Consider the following 23,664-nt stretch of genomic DNA (forward strand, 5'->3'; position numbering starts at 1 on the left):
GCTGCTGACACCGGAGTCGATCACCAAGGACACCGTCAAGAACGTGATCTCGGACGGCTTCGTGACCAAGGCCGACGTGTGCACCGCGGCGTTCGCCCAGGCATGCACGGCGGCGGGCATCAACTGACCTGAGAGACCATGTCGAACGTTGTGATCGCGGGCTACCCCGAGCTCGCCAACATGAATCCGCTGCTGGCCATCGGGCGAGACCTGGTGGCCCGCGGCCACACCGTGGTGATCTACACCGGCGCCCGGTTCGAAGACCATGTCCGGTCCACCGGGGCGTGTTTTCGCGCCTTTCCCGCGGAGGTCGACTTCGACGACCTCCGCCTCGACCGGCATCTCGCCGAGCGGGAGAACCTGCGGCCGGGTTTGGCCAGGATGGTCTTCGACATGAAGGCCGGTCTGATCGATCCGATCCCGGTGCTGTTTCACGACCTGCGGGCGCTGATCAAGGAATTCGCGGCCGACGTCGTCCTCAGTGAACAGACCTTCCTTCCCGTTCTTGCCCTCGCGGGCCCACAGCGTCCGACCCTCGTGACGCTCGGTACCTTCTGCCCGATGTTTCTCAGTGCGGACACCGCACCGCCCGGGGCCGCCAGGCCGCCGCAGGGCAGGGCCCGAAACCGGGCGATGAACGCCAAGGTTCGCGACTACATGGCCGGGGCACAGGCGGCCGCCGAGGGGACCTTCGCCACGCTCGGCGTGCCACTCGAGGATTACCTCTGGAATGCGGCACTGCGGCACACTGACCACTACCTGCAGTTGTCGATCCCCAGCTTCGAGTACCGGCGCGGCGACGTCCCCGCCCACTTCCGCTTCGTCGGCCCGATCCTCCCGGCACTGGGCGCCGGCGCCGGGCGCCGAATGTTCGTTGGCGGCCGGCCGATCGTCGCCGTCTCGGATCTGGTGGTGCCGAGCATGCTCGCGCTGGCCGACAACGGCCATGCGGAAGCGGCCGCACCGCTTGACGATCTGGTGCCCAGGGCGGAGGTCCTGATAACCGACGGCAATGCCGACGACGTCCACCTCGCGCTACGCCATGGCGTGCCGAGCGTCGTCGCCGCCAGCGCCGCGGAGGAGGCCGAGGTCGCAGCCCGCCTGGAGTGGACCGGGACGGGCATCAACCTGCACACCGGAACACCCACCCTCGCGGACATCCGCGGGGCGGTGCAGACCATCCTGCGGGATCGGAGGTTCCGCACTCGAACCGAGCCGCTGATGCGCGAAGCCACCCGGTCGCGCCCATTCGACGCCATCGCCGAGATCGTAGAAGAGGCGAGCCCTCGGCCACCTCGTTTCCCACCTGGCCGAACGAGCGACGTGAAAGCTCCGCAATCATGACGACTCTGACCGAGATATGCAGCCGAGAGCTGGGTAATTTTCTTCGCCGCCGCCGCGAGGCGCTGTCCCCCAGTGACGCCGGCATCACCACACTAGGCCCACGGCGAACGCCCGGGTTGCGGCGAGCCGAAGTCGCCGCGCTCGCAAACGTCTCCGTCGCCTACTACGAGCGTCTGGAACGCGGTGCTCGCGGCCCGATGCCGTCGCCGGACATGCTCGACGCCATCGCACGCGCCTTACTGCTGAGCCCGGAACACCGTCGCTACATATATCGTCTCGCCGAACAGGCCGTGCCGCCCATTATGGAGCCGGGTGGATCGGCGAACCCGGCGCTCGCCTCGGTCCTACGGGCCGTCACAGCCCTCATACCGGCGGCGGTGATCGATACCATCGGCACCGTGCTGGCACAGAACGCCATCCATGCTGAGCTGTTCGGCCCGATGGCGGACTTCAAGGCGCCTCGGTCGAACATCGTCTGGCGATGGTTTACTGAGCCGGACTGGCGCCGCCGGCTGAAACCGGCCGACGACCACGACATCGGTAGCCGGGTACTGGCAGCAGAACTTCGCAACGGTGTCGCGCTGCGCAGGGCGGACGCCGAGACCTGCGACTTCCTGCAGAATCTGCTTCGGGAGAGCGCGGACTTCCGAGTGAAATGGGAACAACACGAGGTCCTGACCGTCCAGTCGAACCGCGAACGTTTCGCTCACCCGGAGGTAGGGACCATCGAGGTAGAACGCACGGTCATGCTTAGCCCCACGTTGACCCAGCGACTGAGCCTGCTCCAGCCTGCGGTTGGTACGGACGCCGTCGAGCGCCTCGCGAGGCTGAACCGACTCACTCTCCGACAGCCTTCCCCCGCAGCCGCCGACTCGCCCAGCAATCACGGGTCGCCAAGTGGGTAGGTGGACAGTCATGCTCGCGTTTGCACGCGCGGCGGAGGGGATCGGCGGCGGTGACGTCCTGCGGGGAAGTTCATACCTTCACATCAGGGGTTCGCGGCAATTGTTGATCGTTTTCGTCATCAACTGGGAAACGGGTTTGAAGCCGACGCTCTGGTAGAGCCTTCGGGCGGACTCGTTGTAGGCGAACACATTGAGGGTTATTTGTCGCACCCCGCGCCCGACCAGCTCGCGTTCCACAGCTTGGATAAGCGCGCGCCCGTGGCCACGGCCCCTGCTGCCCTCCATCACGAAGATCATGTAAATGTGGGACGTGTTCAATGACTTCAAGGCCAGCCAAACCCAGCCGATCTTCACGCCGTCCGCGAGGCCGTCGAAGAACAGCATGCCCGGCGTATCGATGCCTTGGGGAAAAAGGTCGGCGACGGCTTTCTCGCCGGCCGCACGGGCCGCCGTCGCGTCGACGTGCTGGTTGCGAATGAGTCCTTCGGCATACACGTCGACCGCAATCGGCACGCCGTCGTCGAACCCGGAACGGGCCATGGGGACGAGATGTAGATCATTTGTCACGGCTGCCAGTTTGCTTCATTTTCCCGAGAAGCGTTAGGACGCGAGACACGAATCCTTTGTCCACATCGGTGTCTGTTGAGGCTGGCACACGGCAGTGGTATTGACGAGCACCGTGACGATCTTCACGGCTAGCCCGCTTGGCTGAAGGCGCGGCTTTCCGGCACGTTTGGTCATCGCTTGAGGCAGATATCCTGAGGAGGTCGTTGTATGTCCGGTATGCACCAGACGGTCGAGAAGCAATTGCGCGCGCTTTTCGAACCGGCTTTCGGACGACCATCGGCTATTCGTGACGTCCACGTGTCGGCAGACGGACGTCAGGTCGTGGTGACCGCGGACGTGTGGGAGGAACTTGAGGGAAGACCGCGCAGCGTCGTCCACACCGTCGTGGATGGAACGTTGCGCCCCCTCGCGGATCGGGCCTACGGGGCGCGAATTTCCCCCGACGGGAACAGCACGGCCTTTCTGTCGGATCGAGAACGGCCAGGGGAATTCCAGCTTTTCATCCAGGGTGAGCCGGCTCCGCCAGTGCCCGGGACGATCGAATACGCGTACTGGTCGCCGGACAGCCGCAAGCTCCTCCTCGGCGTCGCGGGTGTCGGCGCCGAGCTGCCCAGCGCCCAAGGATCTGGCACGCTCGGCCATCAGGCGTCGACTCTGCCTTCCTGGTATCCGCGGACCGAGTACGGCTCGGCCGCCGACCATGCCTGGCGCAGCCTTTGGACCTACGAGCCTGGCACCGGCGAACTTACCCGCGTCTCGCGCGAGGGCCTGAATTGCTGGGAAGCCAACTGGGCGGGGCCGGACGCCATCGTCGCCATCACATCCCGTACCCCCGACGAAGACGCGTGGTACAGCGCGGAACTGAGTCATGTCGACTTGGTGACCCAGAAGGTGCGGACGCTTCTGACGAGCACGGTGCAGCTCGGTCTTCCGTCGGGATCACCTGACGGCCGTCAAGTCGCGGTGGTTCAGGCAGTGTGCAGCGATCGCTGGGTCGTCGCCGGCGACCTCCTGGTCGTCGACACCGGCACCGCGGCCGCTCGCCACGTCAACACGAACGGAACGGACGTCACTCGCACCGGCTGGATCGACTCCGAACGGCTTGGCTTCGCCGGCGTGCGACGACTCGACTCGGCAGCGGGCGTCATCGACGTCCTCGACGGAAAAGTCCACGAAGTGGTGGCGACGCCGAACAACTGCGGCGGGAATGCGATCTACCCCGACGCCGCGTTCACCTCCGACGGTCGGGTCGTCACCATCCAGGACTCTTACGGCAAGCCGCCGCAGATCGTCATGTCCGGCCCGGACGGCCACCAGATACTGGCATCGATCGCTCATGCAGGCACCGACCACTGGGCATCGATGTCCGGCCACGCGACGCGTGTTGAGTGGAACGCGCGCGACGGGCAGGAGATCGACGGCATGCTGTTCCTGCCCAGCGGTGACGGACCGCATCCGCTCATTCTGCACGTCCATGGCGGTCCCATCTGGTCTCTGCGGGACTATTGGTCGGCGCGGTACCCGTGGATCTCGATGCTTGTGGCCCGCGGATATGCCGTGCTCACCCCCAACCCGCGGGGCAGCACGGGCTACGGACAAGCCTTCGCGGCCGGGGTCGTGGGGGACATGGGCGGCGCTGACGCGCAGGATTGTCTTTCCGGCATTGACGCGATGGTGGAGCGCGGTATCGCCGACCCGGCCCGGATCGGCGTGATCGGCGCCAGCTACGGCGGTTACATGGCATCCTGGCTGATCACCCAAGATACCCGATTCGCCGCCGCGGTCTCGATCGACCCGATCACCGACTGGTACAGCTGGCTATACACGAGCAACGTCGCAGGCCTCGGCGTCCGCCTTCTGAACGGCGACCCTGAGGTACCGGGCAGCCAGGTATTCAGCCGCAGTCCTCTGGTTCACGCCAGCAAGACGCGAGCGGCATGCCTAAACATCGCGGGGGGCCAGGATCGCAGCACTCCGCCGGGGCAAGCTGAGGAGTTCCACCACGCATTGGTCTTCCACGGAGTGCCGTCCGCGTTGGTCATCTATCCCGAGGAGGGACACGGCGTCCGCGCTTTTCCCGCCGTGACCGACTTCCTCAGCAGAATCATCGACTGGTTTGAGAAGTACTTGCCGGCCGGGTCGATCGTTGGCTGACGCCGGCCGGGTCTGCTAGATCACGTGAATCGCGGGCGTCCTGCGACGTTTGGCCGGTGACAGCTCCGGTTTTCTGTCCAGGAAGGAACGATCGGCATGCAGCATGCCATCGCACACCGGCGGCCCATCGTCGCCGGGCTCGCCGCCGTGGCGGCGCTCACTCTGACCGCGGTGGGGCTCGCCGGGCCGGCGTCCGCCGCCCCGGCGAGCGATCAGGGCAACCGTCCGCACCCCCATCTGACCGTGACGCCGAGCAGGAATCTCACCGACGGCACCGTCATCACGATCCGCGGTACCGGCTTCGACACGCGCACCGCCAACCCGATCAGCCCGGGAACGAACGCCGGGGCGTACGTGGAAATCGGTTGGATCGAGAAGTCCGGGTGGCAGCCCTCCAAGGGCTTCTCGCAGGACACGCACTCCGCCGCCAACCTGGTTTGGGTCCACACCGGCGTCACCCCGGGCAGCGTGGCCCAGGCGGAGCTGCACCCTGACGGGTCGTTCAAGACCACCCTCAAGGTCGACGACAAGGCCCTGCAGAACGAGAAGATCCGCGGCGGCGTCCTCGCGATCTTCTCTGTCTCGGCACTGTTCACGGTTTCCGCCGGTGCCGAGGCCGACGTGCCGATCACGCTCAAGCCCCAGCACTGACGGACCGGCGACGGCCGCGGAGTCCCCGGGGCGCCGCGGCCGTCACATCCCGCGAAACAGCGACTCTAGTCTCTGGTCAGCCCATGGCGCTGACCTCGTCCAGGCGGGCGCGCTCGCCAGCGGTGAGCTCGAGGTCGACGGCCGCGAGGTTCTCCGCCAGTTGCGCGCTGGTCCGAGCGCCGACAACCAGGGAAGTCACCGCTGGCCGCGACAGCAGCCAGGCGAGTGCCACCTGAGCCGATGTCGCCGCACGCTCGGCGGCGATCTCATTCAAGACGTCGACGATGTCGTACAGTCTGCCCTCGTCTCGGACCGGCGGATCGGTCCAGCCGGCGAAACGCCGCGAGCCTGCCGGAGGTCGCTCGCCCCGCCGGTACTTGCCGGTCAGCAACCCGCCCGCTAGCGGGCCCCACACCAGTACTCCGACACCCTGATCGATGGCGGTCGGGAGTAGCCCATCCTCGGCCTCTCGTGAAGTCAGCGAGTAGTAGATCTGCTGGCTGACGACCCGGGTCAGCCCTAGCCGTTCGGATGTTGCGAGCGTCTTCATCAGATGCCAGTCGGAGTAGTTCGAGCATCCGACGTAGCGGACCTTTCCCGTACGCACGAGGGCGTCCAGCGCAGACAGCGTCTCCTCGAGAGGTGTTACGCCGTCCCACGCGTGCATTTGGTAGAGGTCGATGTGGTCGGTGCCGAGGCGCCGCAGGCTGCGCTCGCAGGCGCGGATCAGATGTTGTCGAGATGAGCCCCGGTCGTTGGGCCCGTGACCCATGGGCATGCCTGCTTTCGTGGCGATGAGCACGCGATCCCGGCGTCCTCTCAGGGCCCGACCGACGAGTTCCTCCGACACACCACGGGAGTAGGAGTCAGCGGTGTCGATAAGATTGACGCCCGCGTCGAGCGCGAGGTCCACCTGGCGGGTCGCCTCGGTTCGTCCTACGCTTCCGACGGGGCCAGATCCGTGGCCGAACGTGAGAGCGCCCATCGCCACGGTGGACACCCGGACGCCGGACCTGCCGAGCTGCCGATACTTCATGTTCCGCAGACGTGCGACGGATCTCTGGATTCACGACGCGCAGGACGTATCACGTACGCAGGCTGGCCGCGCCGGTGACTCAACTGCGGTACGCCATCCACTCGATTCCTGGACAACATCGGCCAGCGGTGTGCGGCGTGAAAATCGCGTTCGCGCTGAGCACGTCGCGGACGTCGATGCCGGCCCGATGCCGGGCGAGCAGGGCCGGTGCGATCAGCGCCGTCGTGACGCTCGAGCTGCTCGATTTCGGTGTGTCAACGCCAGGCCGAGTTCAAGGCCGCTTTCGCCGCAGACCGCAGTGTGCTGTCTTTTTCCGCGTCCGAGGCCCAGGCGACGTGCCCGTCGGGGCGAATCAGCGCGCCGCGAACGTCTCGCCATTCGGCAGCACGTGCCCCGGCAGGCGCCGTTGCTCGTGCGTCGCTGGACTCGGTCATGGAGGTCAGGACGGCGTGTCCGGTGAGGTCGAGCAGTTGATATCGGGCCGGTGTCAGCCGGTCGAACAGCGTCCGGCCGTCGTCGAGAAGCAGGTTGGGAGCGCGCCGGCCGGCCAAGGGGTGGGCTTGCGGTGACGGCGGCCGGTAGGTGACGTCGAGTCCCGATGTCATGGCGGCCAAGCGTCGCGAGACCTCGGGAATCTCCGCGATCATGGTGGTCAGCATCGAGCGGAGGGCCAGGGTCTCCTCGTCGAATCGGTTCATCAACGGCATCTGCGCACGGATGGAATCCATGAGTTCGACACCGACCGCGTGCCGCTCGTCGTGGTAGCTGTCCAAGAACTCGTCCGAGGCTTGCCCGCGGACGACGGCGGCGAGTTTCCATCCCAGGTTCGCGGCGTCCTGCACTCCGGTGTTGAGTCCCCGGCCGCCGGCCGGGGCGATCCGGTGCGCGGCGTCGCCGGCCAGCAGTATCCGGCCGGCGCGGTACGTTTCGGCAAGCCGGTTGTCGGTGTCGCTGCGCGATGACCAGAACGAGTCGCGTAGCCCGAAGTCGGTGCCCGCGATGGCCTTGACCTTCGCGGCCAGGGCCGCCGTGGTGGCCGGTTCCGGGTCAGCGGTCTTCGGCTCGATACCGGCGACTCGATGCAGCGTGGGTCCGAGGGGCACCACCAGCAGCGATCCGGCCGGCGACGTCGCCTGATAGTAGGGATCGTTTGGTGGGGCGTCCAACCGCACGTCCGCGACCCACGACAACGCGGTGCCGTCGGTTCCGGGAAAACCGATGCCCGCCGCCGCCCGGACCGAGCTTCGAACCCCGTCACATCCGACCAGGAAAGCGCCCTGCAGTTCGTACGCGTGGTTCGGTCCGGCGATCCGTGCCGTGACGTCATCGGCACGCTGGGTCGAAGAGAGGAAGCTGTGACCTCGCCGGATATCGGCACCTGCCGCGCGGGCGTGGTCTTCGAGCATGGCCTCCACGTCAGGCTGGCCCAGAATGAGGACGAAGGGAAACGGTGTGTCGAGCACCCCGTAGTCCATCCGCTGGTCCAGCAATGCGAAATGCGACGTCGGAACCCGTCTTCCGGCATCGAGGAAGCGGTCCGCGATGCCGCGCGACGCCCACAGTTCGAGGGTCCGTGGTTGGATGGTGAACCCCTTTGAATGGAGATCGCGCTCCGCTCGCCTCTCCAGGACGGTGACGTCCGTCCCGGCGAGCGCGAGTTCGGCGGCCAGCCACAGCCCGGTGGGGCCCGCGCCGACGATGATCACACGTCCCATGCGCCCGAGCCTACTGCGACCAAGACCGGCAATACCTCCACTGTGGGTGGTGATGAAATCGGACTTGCGCGATCGGGGTCAGGGAAACCTGTTCGCCGGCGCCCGGTTACGAGGTGAGGATGCGCACCGCGTCGACCATCCCGACGGCGGTACCCCGGTTGACGACGCGCAGGGTGTGTGTTCCCGCGCTGAGGCCGTCGACGTGGTACACGGTCTGTTGTGCCTGGCGGGTGCCGTCCAGGTGAAGGTCGGCCGTCTGTTTCAGGATGCCGTCGAGGTAGATGTCGATGCTGCCCATGTCGGCGGCGCGTTCGGCGAGCAGGTCGATGCCGGTGCCGGTGAACGTGTAGGTCGCGGCAGCGCCGTTCGTCGTGGTGTAGTGCACGTCGTCGTTGTAGTCGCCCAGACCGCGGCCGTTGGACGCGAACCAGTTCTGGTCGTAGGTGAGTGCGGTGTCGTTGACGAGGGTGGGCTGGCCGGCTGCGGGCGTGCCGAGCGTGGCGGCGGTGCCGGCCAGTGATTTCACCCCGTTGTTGGTGGTGCCGGTGAGCGTGGTGTGCGCGTACGAGGTCAGCGGTTTGGCGGTGCGTTCCACCACGTACACCGTTCCGGCGGTGGTGGGGAAGGCAACCGTACCGGCCGTTGTCTTGGCCAGCATCGCGCCGTCCGAGGCCCGCCGCACCTGGATCTGCTGCGTCCCCCACGGGTTGATGACGCTGGCCTGTTTGCCGTAGAGGCTCTTGATCCCGACGTACTTGGTGTCGTTGTTCTCGCGTTCCGAGGAGACCAGGAACCCGTCCTTGGCCAGCAGGGTGAACTTGCCGGTGAACGCCGGGTCGGTCGGCGCCGCGGGGAAGACGCGGATGCTGTCGTTGTACGACTGCAGCAACGATTCGTTGGTCGCGGCGAGGTGCACGCCCAGGTATTCGAAGACGCCGTTGGTATCGGCGGTGAGCCCGTTCGGGTCGTTCTGGTACTTCTGGAGCATGAGTTTCAGCCCGGCCAGCGTCTGGTCGCCGAGGCCGAGGCGGGCCGCCTGGACGGCGTCGTTGGCCCAGATGGCGCCGTAGGGGAAGGGCCGCGCGTTCCAACTCGCCAGCGCCGTCGCGTAGTCCGGGGCGCCGATCCCCGTGCGGTCGTAGGGCCAGATAAGTTCCGATGTCACGTTCTCGCCGTTGCGGATCTGCGCGTCTGGCGGGTCATGCGGCAGCCACACCCCACCGGAGACCTTGTACGGCTCGAGGTTGTCCAGCACGTTCTGCCAGCCCGCGCGCAGCCCCGCGTCGAGCCCCAACTGGTTGCTCACCGCGATGGTCAGGGGGAACAACAGGCGTACGGCGGCAAGGTCGGTAATGGCGTTTTTCACGTCCCAGTACGTCTCGTGCGCGTTGGAGCTGGCCATGTAATAGTGGCCGGTGGTGGCGTCCTTGGACAGTTTGCTCTGGTAGAACTTCACTACTTCGCGCATGAACGGGTACGCGGTGGTCTGCAGGTAGTTCGTGTCGTTGGTGTAGCGGTACTGCAGGTACATGTTGTAGGCGGCTTCGGTGCCGGTCGAGTAGATGTCCTTGACGAAGTCACTGTCGACGGTGCCGCGTGCGTTGCCGTCCCAGCCCATGGTCTCCGGCACCCAGAGCCCGTCGATGCCGTACCGGGTCTGTGTGTACGCCTTGAGGGCCGTGAAGTTGCGGCTGTAGAGCTTGTTCTCGACCGCGAACATGTCGGTGTGGTTCGAGGCGAGGAACGAGTTGTAGATGTCACGTTGGTTCCAGAACCAGTAGGCGTTACTCCATTTGGTGTCGTCGCCGGTCGCTCGGAAGACGCCGTTGATGAAGTGGCTGGGGTAGTTGCCCTGCCCACCTGCGGCGATCATGTAGGTGGCGAGGTAGTAGATGTTCTCCAGGTAGTCGCCCGTGCCGGCGGCCCCGCTGTACTGCACAAACGACTGGGCCCAGAACTGGTGCCACCAGTTGTGGTAGTCGGTCAGGGTGGCCGCGTAGCCGCGCTGCTTCGCCGCGGTCAGCTCGGTTCGCGCCTGCGCCATCGAGTCGTGGCCGGGCGCGTTGATCCGGCTTGCCGCGGTCAGCCAGATGGTGTAGCTCGCGGCGGGTGTGATGGTCAGTCGTGTCTGGGTGCCGTTGACCACTTTGGTGGTGAACGGTGTGCCGTCCACGGTTGCCGCGAGGGTGTAGCCGAATCCGTTGGGGTCGTCGGTGCCCCGGCTGAAGCCTGCCACCGTGAAGTCGGCGAAGGTGCTGACCGCGCGCCAGGTGGTCAGATCGGGGACGTCGGCGACGTTCTGCACGGTTGCCGGATCCCACATCGACAGGTTGAGCGTGGTCGGTCCCAGCCCGGTGCGGTGGTCGTCGACGTGGATGCCCATGACCTCGGATCCGGGCACCCCGAACATGGTGACGGTGCGGTCGGTGCCGTATCGGGTGGTCAGCGTGCCGTCGTAGAGGGAGAGCCGCTGCTGGTAGGACGAGGCGCCGGTGTCGAGGCCGGGGCTGGTGTTGAGATTCACCTGTCCGGCCGCGTACGCGGACTGCTCGGCCAGGTCGGGGTTGGAGACCTGCATGGTCAGACCGTTGTCGTTCCAGACCATTGCTCCGGTACGGCCGGTGCCGACGGTGAGCCCGTCGCTCGGGTTCGACTGCGGGGCGTTGTAGACGACGTCATGCTTCGACAGATAACTGCCTCGATCCACGTCGAGTGTTCCGGTGGCGGTGTTGAAGGCGGCGTCGGTTGCCGACGCGTTCGCGCTGCTTCCAGGGCCGGCGACGGTGAGGATGCCGGTGACGAGGGTGGCGCAGAACAGGGCCCACCCGCGGGTCTTACGCACAGGCTTCTCCTTCGAGAGAGCACAGGAGGCGGTGCGGGGCCCCGATGGAACCCCGCACCGGTGACACGTCAGGCGGCCAGTCCCCAGTAGTTGAGGTTCGCCTGGCCGCGCACGAACTCAACGCGTACGGTATGAACCGAATTCGCCGGCAGGGTGAAGGTGCCGGCGTCGATGGTGCGGAAGGTCTGGCCGGTTTTCGGCACGGTGATCGTGGGCCCGGCGACACCGTCGACGACGAGGCGGATGGCCGCGTTGCTGACCGTCGAGGAGACCCGCGCTTTCAGGGTGACCTGGCCCTGCAGGGGGATCTCCTGCCATTGGAGCCACTCGCCGGGTGCCGTGTTGGTGACCGCCCACCCGCCGCCGGCGTCGGTGGTCCGGCCGACGTCGATGTCGCCGTCGCGGTAGACGCCGCCCTGGTTGCCCGGCGTGGTGTCGTGGAACGAGTCGGCGCCCTCGGCCTCGACCTTGAGGTCGGTCGGGAACGGGTTCTTCGAGTACCGCCGCAGGATGTTGATCATCTGGTTGGGGTAGTCGTAATGGGTCTGCGCGTAGGTGCCGGGGCGGCCGCGCCACATCGCGCAGTTCTCCTCCCAGTCGGTGAACCCCTCCACGAGCGTGACCTGAGCGCCGGCCTTCACGGTCGCGTCGAGGTTGCGAGCGAACGCGCGCCCGTGGTCGGGGTCGATGGTCATGTTCGTGTCGCCGGCGACGAACGAGAATCCGGGCACCGCGACACCGAATTTCATCCCGTTGAAGTCGGTGACGCTGTGGCCGTTGTCCATGGTGAACCAGGACTGGATCGCGTCCGAGGTGGTGGTCGACGTGGGGTCGACCTGACGCCAGCTCTGATCGGCCACCACGTACAGGTCGGTGCCGAACTCGGCCCTGGCCTGGGCCCGCATGTAGTTGATCATCTTGGTGACGTTGCCGTTGCCCTGGTTGCTGAACAGCGGGCTGCCCAGCGACCAGCCCACGATCATCGGGCGGCCGTCGACCTTGAAACGCATGTTGTCGGGGACCGTCTGGAGGAAGACCTTCCAGTTGTTGTCCCACATGTACTTGTAGCCGCCCTCACCCGTGCTGTCGGCGTCGGCCACGTCGAACGGCGGGTCGTAGCCACCGCGGTCGTGCTTGTCCAGGTTCTTCTTGTCGACCAGCGAGGCCGGGGTGTCGTCGAGCGCGCTGATCTTCAGTTTGTCCTGGGCGCCCGCGCGCTGGATCGCGGCGACGAGACCGGCGAGTTTCCGGGTGTCACCGCCCCCGTTGTACTGATCCTTGCCCGGAATGTAGCCGCGAATGGTCGGCGCGACGCAGTCCACCCCGGCGGCGAGCAGTTCGGCGACGTAGTTGTCCCAGGTCGCGTTCTCGTCCGTGGTGGCCTTGTACATCGGCAGGTTGTAGATCGTGTTGCCCTGGTTCTCGTAGTCTCCGCCGTCCAGCACGGTGTTCGTGATGCCGAACGTCACACACACCGCACCGGGCGAGGCGGCCTTCTTGGTCGTGCTGGCGCCTGCGTCGCCGATCCCCAGCGCGGTCCCGGCCAGCACGGCGATTCCGAGCGCGGCTCCGGCCAGACGACGTACTTTTCTTCGTTCCATTGCACTTCCCGCCGTTTCGGCAATTGACGCTGAAGGGTTAGCACAGTGGATTCCGGTGGGTCAACGCATTCATCACCGGCCGGCGTCGTTATCGGTGGCGATCAGCAGCCGATACGTCCGTTCCATAATTTTTCCTTAAGTGACAATCGGCGTCGCGTGCGCGATCAAACAATCAAATTTCTTGCACGGAGATTTGAATTCGCCGAGTCCGGTTGCGTTCGCTGCCGAACTTTTCATCCCCGTAGAAGGGCGATTCTGTGAAGAAAGTAATAGCGGTCGGTACCGCCGCCGCTGCTGCTCTGGTGGCCATCGCGGCCGTACAACCGGCGCAAGCCGCCCCCGCGGCGACCCCGTTCACCGGCACCTGGGCGGCCGCGCCCCAACAAGGCGGCGCGTCGTTCAACAAGCAGACGTTGCGGCAGATCGTGCACACCAGCATCAGCGGAACCACCGCCCGGGTGCAGCTGTCCAACGCGTTCGGCGCCGGCCCGGTCACGGTGTCCGACATCAACATCGCGCGGCGGAGCCAAGGATCGTCGGTGACCTCGTCCACCAATCGCCGGGTCACCTTCGGTGGTAAGAGCAGCGTGACGATCCCGGTGGGCGCTAAGGCTGTCAGCGACTCGGTCGCCTTCGCCGTGCCGGCCCTGTCCGACGTCGCGATCAGTTTCTATGTGCCGAGCCAGGAGACCATCACCACGCAGCACGGGCTCGGGCTGCAGACCAACTACGTCGCGGCCGGAGACGTCTCCAGCCACGCGACGCTGACCAACCCGACCACCAACGGCGAATACAACCTGTTGTCCGGGCTGGATGTGCAGAACAGCGCCGCGACCGGCTCGGTGGTCACGCTCGGCGCGTCGATCACCGACGGCATCGGATCGTTGAGCGACGCCAACCGGCGCTGGCCGAACGACCTGGCCGTGCGTCTTAACCAGGCCGGCCGTACGGTGGGCGTGCTCAACGAGGGCATCAGCGGCAACGCCCTGCTGCACGACGGCTCCGGGCAGAGCGCGGTCAACCGGTTCACCCGGGACGTGCTGCAGCAGCCCAACGTCAAGTGGGTGGTCTTCGCCGACGATCCGATCAACGACGTGAACAACTCCAACCCGCCGTCGGCGGCGCAGCTCACGGCGGCGCTGACGCAGATCATCAACGCGGCGCACGCCCAGGGCGTCAAGTTCCTGTGTGCCACGCTCACCCCGTTCAAGCCGGACAGTGGATGGACCCAGGCGGGCGAGGATAGCCGGGACGGCTACGACGCGTTCGTTCGCAGCGCGAACAGCGGCTGCGACGGGGTGGTTGACTTCGACACCGCCAGCCACGACCCGGCTAACCCCGAGCAGTACCTTCCGGCGTACGACAACGGCGACCACCTGCATCCGAACACCGACGGGCTCCAGGCGATGGCCAACAGCGTCAACCTCAACCTGTTCAGCTGACAAGGCGCCGGGAACGGCACGGTAGGGGCGCACTCTCCCGTGCCGTTCAGCGTTGCCGCGGCTCCGGCTGCCATCTCGAGATTTTGTTCGCGCTGTCCAGCCGGTCCGGCCGGCTGCCCCGTCGACCTGGTTACGGGTGCATCATCGCGCTGACGAGCGATGGCCCGGCCGCGCCCAGTCCGGTGGCGTCGTCGTAGCCGTCGCGTGACGCGAGGGTGCTGTTCTCGCCGAGCGTGATCAGCGCGTCCGGGTCGAACGAGCCGCCGCTCGCCTGGTCGCCCACGACGATCGGCGGGTCGGCCGGGTTCACCGGGGCGAGGTCGCGGATCGCCGCGCCGGTACCGATGCGGTAGAGCAGGGGATTGGCGAAGCCGAACGCGTGCCCGGCGCCCTGCATGGCGTCCGCCTCCAGGGCGGCGATCAACGGACTCGCGGCGCTGGTGCCGCCGCCACCGGCCACCTCGGTGTAGGCCGGCGAGCCGCAGGAGTCGAACGGCCGCACCTGGGCGGTGTCGTTCGGCGGACATGGGTCGGTGAAGCCGATGAGCCAGGCGAAACCCGCGTCGGCCGAGATGTCCGGCATCACCCGCGCGGTGCGCGACAGCGCGGCCGGGACGGTGCCCTTCTGGTATGCCGGCTGCGCGAACACCTGGCTGATGCCACCGCCGCCACCCCAGTTGAAGTCGCCGGGAGGCGGGGTCTCGTAACCGGTGCGGTCGGCGTCGATCCGGGCGATGTTGTCGCCCCAGGCGTACTCGCCGGCGACCTTGCCGTCGCGCCCGATGGCCAGGCTGGTCCCGCCGACCGCGGTGACCCACGGCGAGCTCGCCGGGAACCACAGGTCGTGCTCGTCGAAACCGCCGGACAGGCCGAGGTCGCCCTCGTCACCGGCGGCAAAGGTGAAGCCGATGCCCTCGACCGCTCCCTGCTCGAGCATCGCGGCCCACGGTGCGATCTGCGCGGGCGAGAGGGTCGACTCCTTCAGGCCGCCGGAGATCGAGACGACGTCGGCGAGGTGTCCGTCGACCACCCGGTACGCCCCGTCCAGCCACGACTCCAGCAACGCTTCGATGGTGGGCGTGCAGTTCACCGCGACGTACACGATCTTGGCGTCGGGTGCGCCGATGTGCGCCGACGTGATGTTGTTGGCCTCCTCGACGTCTCCGCTGTCCGGCCCGCACGTGTCGTCGACGTCCGGGCCGATGTTCTCGGCGTATTGGCCGGGCGCGAACCCCGCATCGCCGTGCTCGTCGAAGAAGCGGTTGACGTCGCTTTCCATGTGCGCCAGGTGGCCGTGCCAGATGATCGCGATGGTGCGGCCCTTGCCGGTGTACGACTTCACGCCGTATGCCGAACGGACCTGGTCGGGCGTGTATCCACAGAGCGTGGTCGGCGCTTTGGTGTGGCCGTACGCCGCCGGGATCGTCACGGTGTGCTCGCCCCAGAAGTGCGAGCACCCGGCGTCCGTGGTCAGGGAACGGCGGGCGGGGGCTGGTTTCGGTGCCGGTGCGGGCAGATTCGACAGGTCGAGCTGCTCGATGCCGGTCACGCTGGTGATCTGGGCTGCGACCGCCGCGGGAGCGGAGAAACCGCCGACGACACCGGGCTGATGGATGACGAAGGGCTGCCCGCCGATCGTTCGCGTGGTGTCGTACGAGCTCACCCGCGTCTGAAAGGCGGCGTCGACCTCGGCCACGGTCGCCGAGACACCGATGTAGTGCGGTGTGGTCGCCGTGACGGTCATGCCCTGCCCGGCCAGCCAGGACGATACGGCGGTGCTCGGGGCGTACCGCTGACGGAATTGACCCGGAGTGAGAAAGTGCGTGTAGTCCGCGCTTCCCGGCGTGGACACCGAAGTCGCCGTATCGGCCAGGCCGGCACGAGGGGTGAGATAGACCCGCAGCGGCACCACGGTGTCCGGCGCGAGCGGGACCGGCGTACCGGTCAGGTCGGCGACGTTGGGGCTGGGCAACGGCACCCGCCCCGGCGGGCTCGCCGAGGCCGCGGCCGGTATGGCCGGCGCGGCGACGACCAGGAGCCCGGCGGCGAGCAGACGACCGCCGGTCCGCAACAGCTGCGGCATAGAAACCTCCACATGAGAAACAGCGTCATTGCTAAGACGCCCGGGAAACGATTTCTGTGGATCCCCGAGAACGTGGCGAGGATCTCGCGTCGCCGCATGAATGGCCGGTAAAGACTCCGGGCCGGGTGGACATCTCCGTGGTGTGAGCCCAGACCGCGTCGGCCCCGGGCGGTCTCTGGGAGCGCCCGGGGCCTGCCCGGATGCCTGTTAAATTATGCCCGCGGTGTAGACGAGATCGTCTGAATACAGTGCGCGGTATTGCCCGTGGATAAGTGCGAGGTGGGGCTCCGTCTTCATGACCCATCGGTCACTGAAGCCGGGCTGCCAGGTCCAGTCTCCGTAGCTGACGGTCGCCCCGTTGGAGTTCTGGCTGATGGTGCCTCCGATGTATACCAGATAGTTGTTGTTCACGTCGCGTCCGCCGACCCGGATGTCGTTTCCCCGTGCCGCCGCCGTAACGTATCCGTCAATGTGGAAGTTTTGCCCGTAATTGTGTGAGCTGATTACTTGCCATTGCGACGCGGCGAATCCGTTGTTGTCGGTGACCCGGATGACGGCTTGAGCGATCTGCCCGTTGGGGAGTGCGGTGAGAAGCAGGGCCCGGTCGAATGACTGGTCTATGTTGGGCAGCGTCACGATGGCGGGTGTGTTCTGTGCGCTCGAACCGGGCACACCCCACGAAACGGCGGTGTTGTTGGCGTGGTAAGTGGTCTGCGTCGGCGAAAGATCCGACCTGACGTTCCAGAACTGCCCGATCGTGCCCCAGCTTGTGGGCGTGTCCGCCATCGCCGGCGACACCATGGCGAACGTTGCAATTAACGCCGCCGCGAGAGCTGCGGCGAGCATTTTCCACCGTTTTGCGAGCTGCATGTTGCTCCTTCGCGGTAACCCTGTGCAAGGGCGGCGGCCCTTTTCCGGCGAGATGATCTCGGCCGGTCGCGCGTGGTGGGCGGTGATTGTCCGTTCAGTTGTTGCCGGCGGCGCGGTGCGTGCGGAGCTCGTCGATCAGCACCCGCTGGTTCTCGCTGTAGTCGATCGGGCACACCACCAGGTGCACGCCGCCCTCGGCGAGCGCGTTTTTCAAGATCGGCACGAGATCCTCCGTGCGCCATACACGGGTTCCCGTGGCGCCGTACGCCTCGGCGTACTTGACGAAGTCGGGGTTGCCGAACTGCAGGCCCCAGTCGGGGAAGCCGGCCGCGCTCTGCTTCCAGCGGATCATGCCGTAGCTGTTGTCCTCGAGGACGAGCATCACGAGGTTGAGCCGCAGCCGCACCGCGGTCTCGAGCTCCTGCGAGTTCATCATGAAGCCGCCGTCGCCGGCGACCGCGATCACCTTGCGGCCGGGGTCGAGCATCGCGGCCATCATGCCGCTGGGCAGGCCGGCGCCCATGGTGGCGAGGGCGTTGTCGAGCAGGATCGTGTTGGCGCGGTGCGTGCGGTAGCCGCGGGCGAACCAGATCTTGTAAGTTCCGTTGTCCAGGGTGACGACGCCGTCGTCCGGCAGGGCCTGTCGGACATCGTGCACGATGCGCTGTGGCAGAGGCGGGAATCGCCCGTCGAGGCTGCCCTCCTGGACGTGCGCGTGGATCTGCTCACGCAGGCCGAGGAGGCCGCCCGGGTCCGGCGCGAGCTTCCCGTCCAGGCGGTCACCGAGGCGGTCGAGGGCGCCCGCGATGTCGCCGATCACCTCGTACTGCGGGAAGTAGACCTCCTCCACGTTCGCGGGGGTGAACCCGAGGTGGACAACCTCGCGCACCGAGCCGGTCATGAGGAACGGTGGCTTCTCGATGGTGTCGTGGCCGATCGACAGGATCAGGTCGGCCTTGTCGATGGCGTCGTGCACGTAGTCGTCCTCGGACAGCGCGGCGGTCCCCAGGTACAGCTCGCCGGCGCCGTCGACCGCGCCCTTGCCCATCTGCGTGTTGAAGAACGGCAGGCGGGTGCGGGCGATGAAGCGCGACAGCGAGGGCACCAGCCGGTTGCGGTTGGCGGCCGCGCCGATCATGACAAGGGGGCGGGAGGCCGCGAGGATTCGTGCCGCCGCCGTGTCGAGCACCTCGTCGGCGGCTATCGGCAGAACCTCCGGATGCGGGGCCACGAGCGGCTCGTCGGCGGCGGTAGCGGCGATGTCCTCGGGCAGTTCGAGATGCACGGCGCCGGGACGCTCCTCGGCGGCGATGCGGAACGCGTTGCGCACCATGGTCGGGATCATCGCGGTGCTGACGATCTGCTGGGCCAATTTGGTGAGCGGTTTCATCATGCCCACGATGTCCACGATCTGGAACTGTGCCTGCGGCGCGGACAGGATCGGCTTCTGACCGGTGATCATCACCATCGGCATGCCGCCGAGCTGCGCGTACGCGGCGCCGGTGGTGAGGTTGGTGGCGCCCGGGCCGAGCGTGGTGAGCACCACGCCAGGCTTGCCGGTGAGACGCCCGTACGTCGCGGCCATGAACGCCGCCGGTTGTTCGTGGCGCATCAGCACCAGCTCGATCGTCGAGGTACGCAACGATTCGAGCACGTCGAGGTTCTCCTCGCCGGGGACCGCGAACACGCGTTCGACCCCCTCGTTCTCCAACGCGCGTACGAGGAGATCGGATCCTTTTTGATGGGTCTTGTCAGCCGTCACGCCCGGCAGACGCAGCGGCGTTCGCAGAATTCATGGTCCGGGTGAATATCCGTCGCTCTCGTCCGTCTGATGCGGACACTCCGTTTGACGATCAAGGGAGACGAGCGTGACCACCCCTGATGGACTCGACGAAGCGCGGTGGAGGGTCTGCCTGGACCTCGCGCGCGACGTGCTGCTGCTCGACTCCGACGGCAGCGACCGGAAACTTCGGTATCTGAAGGTGCTGATCGACGAGGGTCTGCCGCGGGCGGTCGTCGCGAAGCGGGTACTGATCGTCGGGGCCGGCATCGCCGGTCTGGCCGCCGGCTACCTGCTCAAGCAGGCCGGTCATGAGGTGCGGATCATCGAGGCGAACCCGAGGCGGCTCGGTGGCCGGATCAAGACCTTCCGCGACGACCCCGAGCACGGGATGACCTCGCCGTTCGCCGACCCCCTGCAGTACGCCGAGGCCGGCGCGATGCGCATCCCCGACATGCATCCGCTCACCCTGGCACTGGTCGACAAGTTCGGGCTGCGTCGCCGGCCTTTCTACAACGTCGACGTCGATGCCGCGACCGGCCGGCCGTACGGAAGCCCGCCTCCGGTGATCTACCGGGCCGCCACCGGAGAGGTCTGGCGCAACGGGCCGGATCCCGAGGCCGACGACGTGTACGAGGCGCCCACGGCGGCCGGCCGGACCTGGGTGCGGGTCAACGGCGTACAGATGCGGCGCTCCGAATATCAAAGCGACCCGTCGGCGATCAACGAGAGCTTCTCGGTGCGCGAAGATCTGCGGGGCGTCCCGGCCGGGGACACCCTGGACGCCGCGTTGCACCGTGCCTACGTCCAGTACCACGCGGCAACCGAGGGTGCGGGCGAGGCCGCCGAGCAGGTCGAGGCATGGGCGCGGCTGATCTACGAACTCGACGACCTGTCGATGAGCCAGTTCCTCACCAAGGTCGCCGGCCTGGACGGCAACGCCATCGACGCCATCGGCACGCTGGAGAACATCACCTCCCGTCTCCCGCTGGCCTTTGTGCACAGCTACATGGCGCGCTCGATGATCAACCCCAGCACGCGATACTGGGAGCTCGAGGGCGGCAGCTGGCATCTCCCGTACGCCTTCGAACCGCTGCTCGGTGAGGATGTCGTCTTCGATCGGCGCGTTGCCACGATCCAGCACGCCGTCGACGGACCCGGGGTGACGATCGAGGCGTACTCGGAGGCCGGCGATTCGCGGGAGACGTTCATCGGCGACGTGGCCGTCATCACCGTCCCGTTCTCCGGTCTGCGGCACATCGAGATCGAGCCGATGCTGTCCTACGCCAAGCGACGGGCGATCATCGAGCTGCACTACGACTCCGCCACCAAGGTCCTGCTGGAGTTCAGCCGGCGCTGGTGGGAGTTCACCGAACAGGACTGGCGGCGCGAGCTGGACGGCATCGAGCCGGGCCTCTACGACAGCTACGACCGCGGCACCGCCGACGACCGGACCGACCTGGTCGGCAAGGGCGTGACCGGCGAGATTCCGCCGCGGCAGCGGCTTGACCTGGAACGGGCCCGAGACGGTGGGCAGCGCTCGCACCCGGCCGACCGGATCACCGGCGGCGGATCGGTCACCGACAACGCCAACCGCTTCATGTACTACCCGTCGCATCCGGTGCCGGGCAGCCCGGGCGGCGTGGTGCTGGCCAGCTACACCTGGGCCGACGACGCGGCGCGGTGGGACTCGATGGACGACGACGACCGGTACGCGTACGCGCTGCGCGGCATGCAGGAGGTGCACGGCAACCGGATCGAGGTGTTCTACACCGGGCACGGCGCCACGCAGAGCTGGGCACGCAACGACTTCGCGTTCGGCGAGGCGGCGGTGTTCGCCCCGGGTCAGCTCGTCGAACACCATCCGGTGATCGCGGCCGCCGAGGGACCGCTGCACTTCGCCGGCGAGCACACCTCACTCAAGCACTCATGGATCGAAGGCGCCCTCGAGTCGGCGGTCCGGGTGGCACTCGAGATCAACGAAGGCCAGTGATGCAGGATCTCACCGATTTCTACTCGACCATCGCCGGCATCAACTTCACCCTTCTCGGTCTGTGGTGGGTGGCCGTGCAGGAGCTCCGCCATCTGCGGGCACGCAACGGCAAGGCGGGCGGCATGGCGTACGTGGTCTCGCTGCAGTTTCTCGTGCCCGGAACCGCCGCGCTGATGAGCCAGGTCGCACCCGAGGTCCCCACACTGTGGCGGCTGGCCTTCACCACCGCCGGCGTTCTGGGGTTCATCGCCATCCTGCTGATGGTGCCGCGCCTGGCCCACGACGGATCCCGGGTGTCGGCACGCGTGCTGCTGTTCATCGGCCTGCCGCTCAACGCGCTGGTCGCGCTGGTGGCGGCGGTGCCCGCGCTTTACACCGCGCTGGGCTCGTCGCTCAACAGCGCCCAATGGGAGGGCATCCTGTTCTGCCTGCTCGTGCTGTTCAGCGCGCACACGGCGTTCTCGGCCGCGATGTCGGCGCCGGTGCCCGGCGGCGAGTAGTGATCGGGGGCCGCGGCTTGCGGCCCCCGTCACAACAGGCCCACGAAGAAGACGGCGGTGCCGATCCACACCAGGGCGATCAGTCCGCTCGACCATTGCGGGTTGTCACCGGCAACCGAACGGAAAAGCTTGGCGGGCATCAAGATGGTGGCGATCAGCACTCCATAGCAGAGCGTCGACCACGGCTTTTCCACCACGTTCGCCTGCACCAGCACGATAACCACGACACCGAGGACAACCAGTTCGACGGTGTGAGCTGCCAGGGTGCCGTCCACCACGCGATGCAGGAAGGCCCGGCCGTACTCGAGGGTGACGACGCCCAGCAGAGCGACGCCTGCCATTGTCTGATCCGCGCTGTGGAGCACCATTCACTCGTTACCGTTCCGTCCGCCGAATGTGCTCAGCAGACGCACGCCAAGGCGGGAAATTCACCGCCGTCGTCCGTACGCCTGGCGGGTCACCGCCGGGGTCCTGTTCGGCGCGCCGCTCGCCGTCCGAACCGGATGGCAAACGGCCGGGTTCCCGGTGCGAAGGCGAAGATGAGGAATTCCTGAGGGTCTTCTATTTGACAGGTGACCTCCGTCGTACCCGGCATCCTGCGAACATCGGATCGATAAGCACGACGTTCTCTCGCTCGGCGCAAATCCCGCATCGTTCCGCCGACCGCAGTGAAGGGATTTACTTTTGCCGTTTCTGCTGCCGGCCCGCGGAGCCGGGGGCGTCCAATTTTGTTTCTCCAGAGTGACGATTCACTGCCGATCCGCGGCCCGGATTTGCGCCTGGCCGTCAGCCTGTTTTCCCTGGTGGATGACCACATCGGCGCGATGCGAAACGCCATGGGCCGCGGTCGCCGAGGGTCACCTTCGACGATCCGGGCACGAGAGGCGTTTTGAAAGCGAAGAGAGTCTCCTGCCCGGCCAATGATCTTTCGTCCGCGAATGGCGTAGGAGACCGTCAGCGCGTGTATTTTTGACCGTGGCCGGCGTGGTTCTGAAATGTGCTGGCGAAACGACCCGTGCCGATCGATAGTCGCCCGTCACAATTGCTGACCGTTCCCTGTGAAGACCGCGTTTGATGGTCAGCAGGCACGCACAACGATGCGAGCCACAGTGGAAAGGAACCAGGATGCGCAAGCGTCTTACATTGGCTGCCGCCGGCTTTGCCGCGGCGGCCATCGCGGCCACCGTCGTCCCCGGCGCCGCCGCGAACGCCGCCCCCAGCACTCACGGAATCGAGGTCAAGGCTGTGCTGTCGGACCTTCGTGGTGCCCAGCAGGTCGACCAGACCGTGCAACGCTCGTGGGGTGTCGCGCTCGGCCCGACGGGTGCCGGGTGGGTCTCCGAGAACGCTCGGAACATCGAGACTCTCTTCGAAGGAGGCGGCCGCAACGAGGGCGTCTCCCAGAAGCCGCCGGTCCACGTCCAAAACGGCTCGCCGACCGGCGTCGTGTTCAACGACACGAAGGGATTCAAGGGCGCCAAGTTCATCATCGCCAGCAAGGACGGCAGCATCGACGCCTTCTTCAGCGGCACCAACACCTTCCGCGAGGTAAGCGTTCGCGGCGCCAGCTACACCGGCATCTCGCTGATTCACAACTACAAGGGTCACACCGTGCTCGCCGCCGCGAACAACCGGCAGAACCGTGTCGACCTGTTCAACAGCGACTACAAGTTCATCGGCTCCATCCGCGACCCTCACATCTCGCGTGACGCGCGGGTGTTCAACGTCGCGGAGCTGAACCGCAACACGGTTCTGGTCACTTTCGAGTCCAGCAACAGCAGGAACAGCACCAAGGGCTGGGTCGACGCGTACTCAGAGAACATGGGGTTCATGTACCACTACCAGAACCCGCGTAACAGCGTATTCGACGGCGCCTGGGGCGTGGTGAACGCGCCGAGTGGCTTCGAGTTCCCGGGCGCCATTCTGATCGGCAACCACGACAGCGGCACGATCGCGGTCTTCAACGGCCGGGGTCACTTCGTCGGCTTCCTGAAGGGCACCAACGGTAGGACGATCGTGATCAGCGGCCTTTACGGTCTGGCCCAGGCCAACGGTGACGCGGGCGACAAGGGCGAGGTTCTGTTCGCCTCCGCTCCGAACCGCGGGAACGCCGGCATCATCGGCACGCTGCGCGACGCCTGACCAGCAGTGTAACTAGCAAGGCCGGCAACGGCGAACGGT

The 23,664-nt window shown here is 66.7% G+C and carries 17 protein-coding genes and 1 pseudogene; 9 read left to right on the forward strand and 9 right to left on the reverse strand.

Annotation, left to right across the window (positions count from 1 at the left end):
• From HH310_RS43940 to HH310_RS21130, 3 genes and pseudogenes are all read left to right on the forward strand, one after another.
• Positions 1 to 127 (forward strand): annotated as a pseudogene (locus tag HH310_RS43940) (sugar ABC transporter substrate-binding protein); the annotation flags it as partial.
• Between the two features lie 11 nt (positions 128 to 138).
• The gene (locus HH310_RS21125) at positions 139 to 1,344 is read left to right on the forward strand and encodes a glycosyltransferase (RefSeq protein WP_169177333.1); all 1,206 of its coding nucleotides are present in this window, start codon (positions 139 to 141) and stop codon (positions 1,342 to 1,344) included.
• A complete protein-coding gene (locus tag HH310_RS21130; protein ID WP_169177334.1) occupies positions 1,341 to 2,249 on the forward strand; it encodes a helix-turn-helix domain-containing protein in 909 nt (302 codons plus the stop codon). The genes HH310_RS21125 and HH310_RS21130 overlap by 4 nt, the downstream gene beginning before the upstream one ends.
• Positions 2,250 to 2,327: 78 nt before the next feature.
• Here HH310_RS21130 and HH310_RS43945 read toward each other — a convergent pair whose 3' ends face one another.
• On the reverse strand, positions 2,328 to 2,816 hold the full coding sequence (locus HH310_RS43945; protein ID WP_169177335.1) for a GNAT family N-acetyltransferase: 489 nt from the start codon (positions 2,814 to 2,816) through the stop codon (positions 2,328 to 2,330).
• Positions 2,817 to 3,032: 216 nt separating this feature from the next.
• Between HH310_RS43945 and HH310_RS21140 the strand changes: the two genes are divergently transcribed.
• Positions 3,033 to 4,970, forward strand: coding sequence for a S9 family peptidase (locus HH310_RS21140; protein ID WP_211192442.1), 1,938 nt, complete (start codon positions 3,033 to 3,035; stop codon positions 4,968 to 4,970).
• 96 nt (positions 4,971 to 5,066) lie between these two features.
• A complete protein-coding gene (locus HH310_RS21145) occupies positions 5,067 to 5,621 on the forward strand; it encodes a hypothetical protein (protein ID WP_169177337.1) in 555 nt (184 codons plus the stop codon).
• A gap of 76 nt (positions 5,622 to 5,697) precedes the next feature.
• On the opposite strand, the gene HH310_RS21150 is transcribed toward HH310_RS21145, so the two are convergent.
• From HH310_RS21150 to HH310_RS21165, 4 genes are all read right to left on the reverse strand, one after another.
• A complete protein-coding gene (locus HH310_RS21150) occupies positions 5,698 to 6,657 on the reverse strand; it encodes an aldo/keto reductase (RefSeq protein ID WP_169177338.1) in 960 nt (319 codons plus the stop codon).
• Positions 6,658 to 6,911: 254 nt separating this feature from the next.
• Complete coding sequence (locus HH310_RS21155) at positions 6,912 to 8,372, reverse strand: FAD-dependent oxidoreductase (protein ID WP_169177339.1); 1,461 nt, start codon at positions 8,370 to 8,372, stop codon at positions 6,912 to 6,914.
• Between the two features lie 106 nt (positions 8,373 to 8,478).
• Entirely contained in the window at positions 8,479 to 11,214 is a 2,736-nt protein-coding gene (locus HH310_RS21160; protein WP_211192443.1) for a glycosyl hydrolase family 95 catalytic domain-containing protein, read from the reverse strand.
• 68 nt (positions 11,215 to 11,282) lie between these two features.
• Positions 11,283 to 12,815 carry a DUF5010 domain-containing protein gene (locus HH310_RS21165; protein WP_169177340.1) on the reverse strand — a complete coding sequence of 511 codons (1,533 nt, stop codon included), beginning with the start codon at positions 12,813 to 12,815 and terminating at the stop codon, positions 11,283 to 11,285.
• A gap of 257 nt (positions 12,816 to 13,072) precedes the next feature.
• On the opposite strand from HH310_RS21165, the gene HH310_RS45430 reads away from it, so the two are divergent.
• Complete coding sequence (locus HH310_RS45430) at positions 13,073 to 14,257, forward strand: GDSL-type esterase/lipase family protein (protein WP_211192444.1); 1,185 nt, start codon at positions 13,073 to 13,075, stop codon at positions 14,255 to 14,257.
• A gap of 130 nt (positions 14,258 to 14,387) precedes the next feature.
• Here the strand turns inward: HH310_RS45430 and HH310_RS21175 are convergent, their stop codons facing one another.
• The 3 genes from HH310_RS21175 to HH310_RS21185 all read right to left on the reverse strand — a co-directional run bounded on the left by HH310_RS21175 (position 14,388) and on the right by HH310_RS21185 (position 18,972).
• Positions 14,388 to 16,340 carry a protease pro-enzyme activation domain-containing protein gene (locus tag HH310_RS21175; RefSeq protein WP_169177341.1) on the reverse strand — a complete coding sequence of 651 codons (1,953 nt, stop codon included), beginning with the start codon at positions 16,338 to 16,340 and terminating at the stop codon, positions 14,388 to 14,390.
• Between the two features lie 207 nt (positions 16,341 to 16,547).
• On the reverse strand, positions 16,548 to 17,210 hold the full coding sequence (locus tag HH310_RS21180) for a hypothetical protein (RefSeq protein WP_169177342.1): 663 nt from the start codon (positions 17,208 to 17,210) through the stop codon (positions 16,548 to 16,550).
• Positions 17,211 to 17,304: 94 nt separating this feature from the next.
• Positions 17,305 to 18,972, reverse strand: coding sequence for an acetolactate synthase large subunit (locus HH310_RS21185; protein WP_169177343.1), 1,668 nt, complete (start codon positions 18,970 to 18,972; stop codon positions 17,305 to 17,307).
• Positions 18,973 to 19,078: 106 nt separating this feature from the next.
• On the opposite strand from HH310_RS21185, the gene HH310_RS21190 reads away from it, so the two are divergent.
• Both HH310_RS21190 and HH310_RS21195 read left to right on the forward strand, forming a co-directional pair.
• Entirely contained in the window at positions 19,079 to 20,983 is a 1,905-nt protein-coding gene (locus HH310_RS21190) for an NAD(P)/FAD-dependent oxidoreductase (protein ID WP_169177344.1), read from the forward strand.
• Positions 20,983 to 21,483: a hypothetical protein gene (locus HH310_RS21195; protein WP_169177345.1), complete on the forward strand. Its 501-nt coding sequence runs from the start codon at positions 20,983 to 20,985 to the stop codon at positions 21,481 to 21,483. Before HH310_RS21190 ends, HH310_RS21195 begins: the two co-directional genes overlap by 1 nt.
• A gap of 29 nt (positions 21,484 to 21,512) precedes the next feature.
• On the opposite strand, the gene HH310_RS21200 is transcribed toward HH310_RS21195, so the two are convergent.
• A complete protein-coding gene (locus HH310_RS21200; RefSeq protein ID WP_169177346.1) occupies positions 21,513 to 21,851 on the reverse strand; it encodes a hypothetical protein in 339 nt (112 codons plus the stop codon).
• Between the two features lie 757 nt (positions 21,852 to 22,608).
• Between HH310_RS21200 and HH310_RS21205 the strand changes: the two genes are divergently transcribed.
• Positions 22,609 to 23,625, forward strand: coding sequence for a TIGR03118 family protein (locus HH310_RS21205; protein WP_169177347.1), 1,017 nt, complete (start codon positions 22,609 to 22,611; stop codon positions 23,623 to 23,625).
• The last annotated feature ends 39 nt before the right edge of the window (positions 23,626 to 23,664 follow it).

Origin of the sequence: Actinoplanes sp. TBRC 11911, assembly GCF_012933445.1 — a bacterium.
Classification (GTDB): domain Bacteria; phylum Actinomycetota; class Actinomycetes; order Mycobacteriales; family Micromonosporaceae; genus Actinoplanes.

Bases quoted from the DNA above. Each gene is read 5' to 3' on its own strand.
- HH310_RS21125 (WP_169177333.1), top strand. From the start codon at position 139: ATGTCGAACGTTGTGATCGCGGGCTACCCCGAGCTCGCCAACATGAAT.
- HH310_RS21130 (WP_169177334.1), top strand. From the start codon at position 1,341: ATGACGACTCTGACCGAGATATGCAGCCGAGAGCTGGGTAATTTTCTT.
- HH310_RS21145 (WP_169177337.1), top strand. From the start codon at position 5,067: ATGCAGCATGCCATCGCACACCGGCGGCCCATCGTCGCCGGGCTCGCC.
- HH310_RS21165 (WP_169177340.1), bottom strand. From the start codon at position 12,815: ATGGAACGAAGAAAAGTACGTCGTCTGGCCGGAGCCGCGCTCGGAATC.
- HH310_RS21155 (WP_169177339.1), bottom strand. From the start codon at position 8,372: ATGGGACGTGTGATCATCGTCGGCGCGGGCCCCACCGGGCTGTGGCTG.
- HH310_RS21180 (WP_169177342.1), bottom strand. From the start codon at position 17,210: ATGCAGCTCGCAAAACGGTGGAAAATGCTCGCCGCAGCTCTCGCGGCG.
- HH310_RS21175 (WP_169177341.1), bottom strand. From the start codon at position 16,340: ATGCCGCAGCTGTTGCGGACCGGCGGTCGTCTGCTCGCCGCCGGGCTC.
- HH310_RS21195 (WP_169177345.1), top strand. From the start codon at position 20,983: ATGCAGGATCTCACCGATTTCTACTCGACCATCGCCGGCATCAACTTC.
- HH310_RS21205 (WP_169177347.1), top strand. From the start codon at position 22,609: ATGCGCAAGCGTCTTACATTGGCTGCCGCCGGCTTTGCCGCGGCGGCC.
- HH310_RS21140 (WP_211192442.1), top strand. From the start codon at position 3,033: ATGCACCAGACGGTCGAGAAGCAATTGCGCGCGCTTTTCGAACCGGCT.
- HH310_RS21150 (WP_169177338.1), bottom strand. From the start codon at position 6,657: ATGAAGTATCGGCAGCTCGGCAGGTCCGGCGTCCGGGTGTCCACCGTG.
- HH310_RS21200 (WP_169177346.1), bottom strand. From the start codon at position 21,851: ATGGTGCTCCACAGCGCGGATCAGACAATGGCAGGCGTCGCTCTGCTG.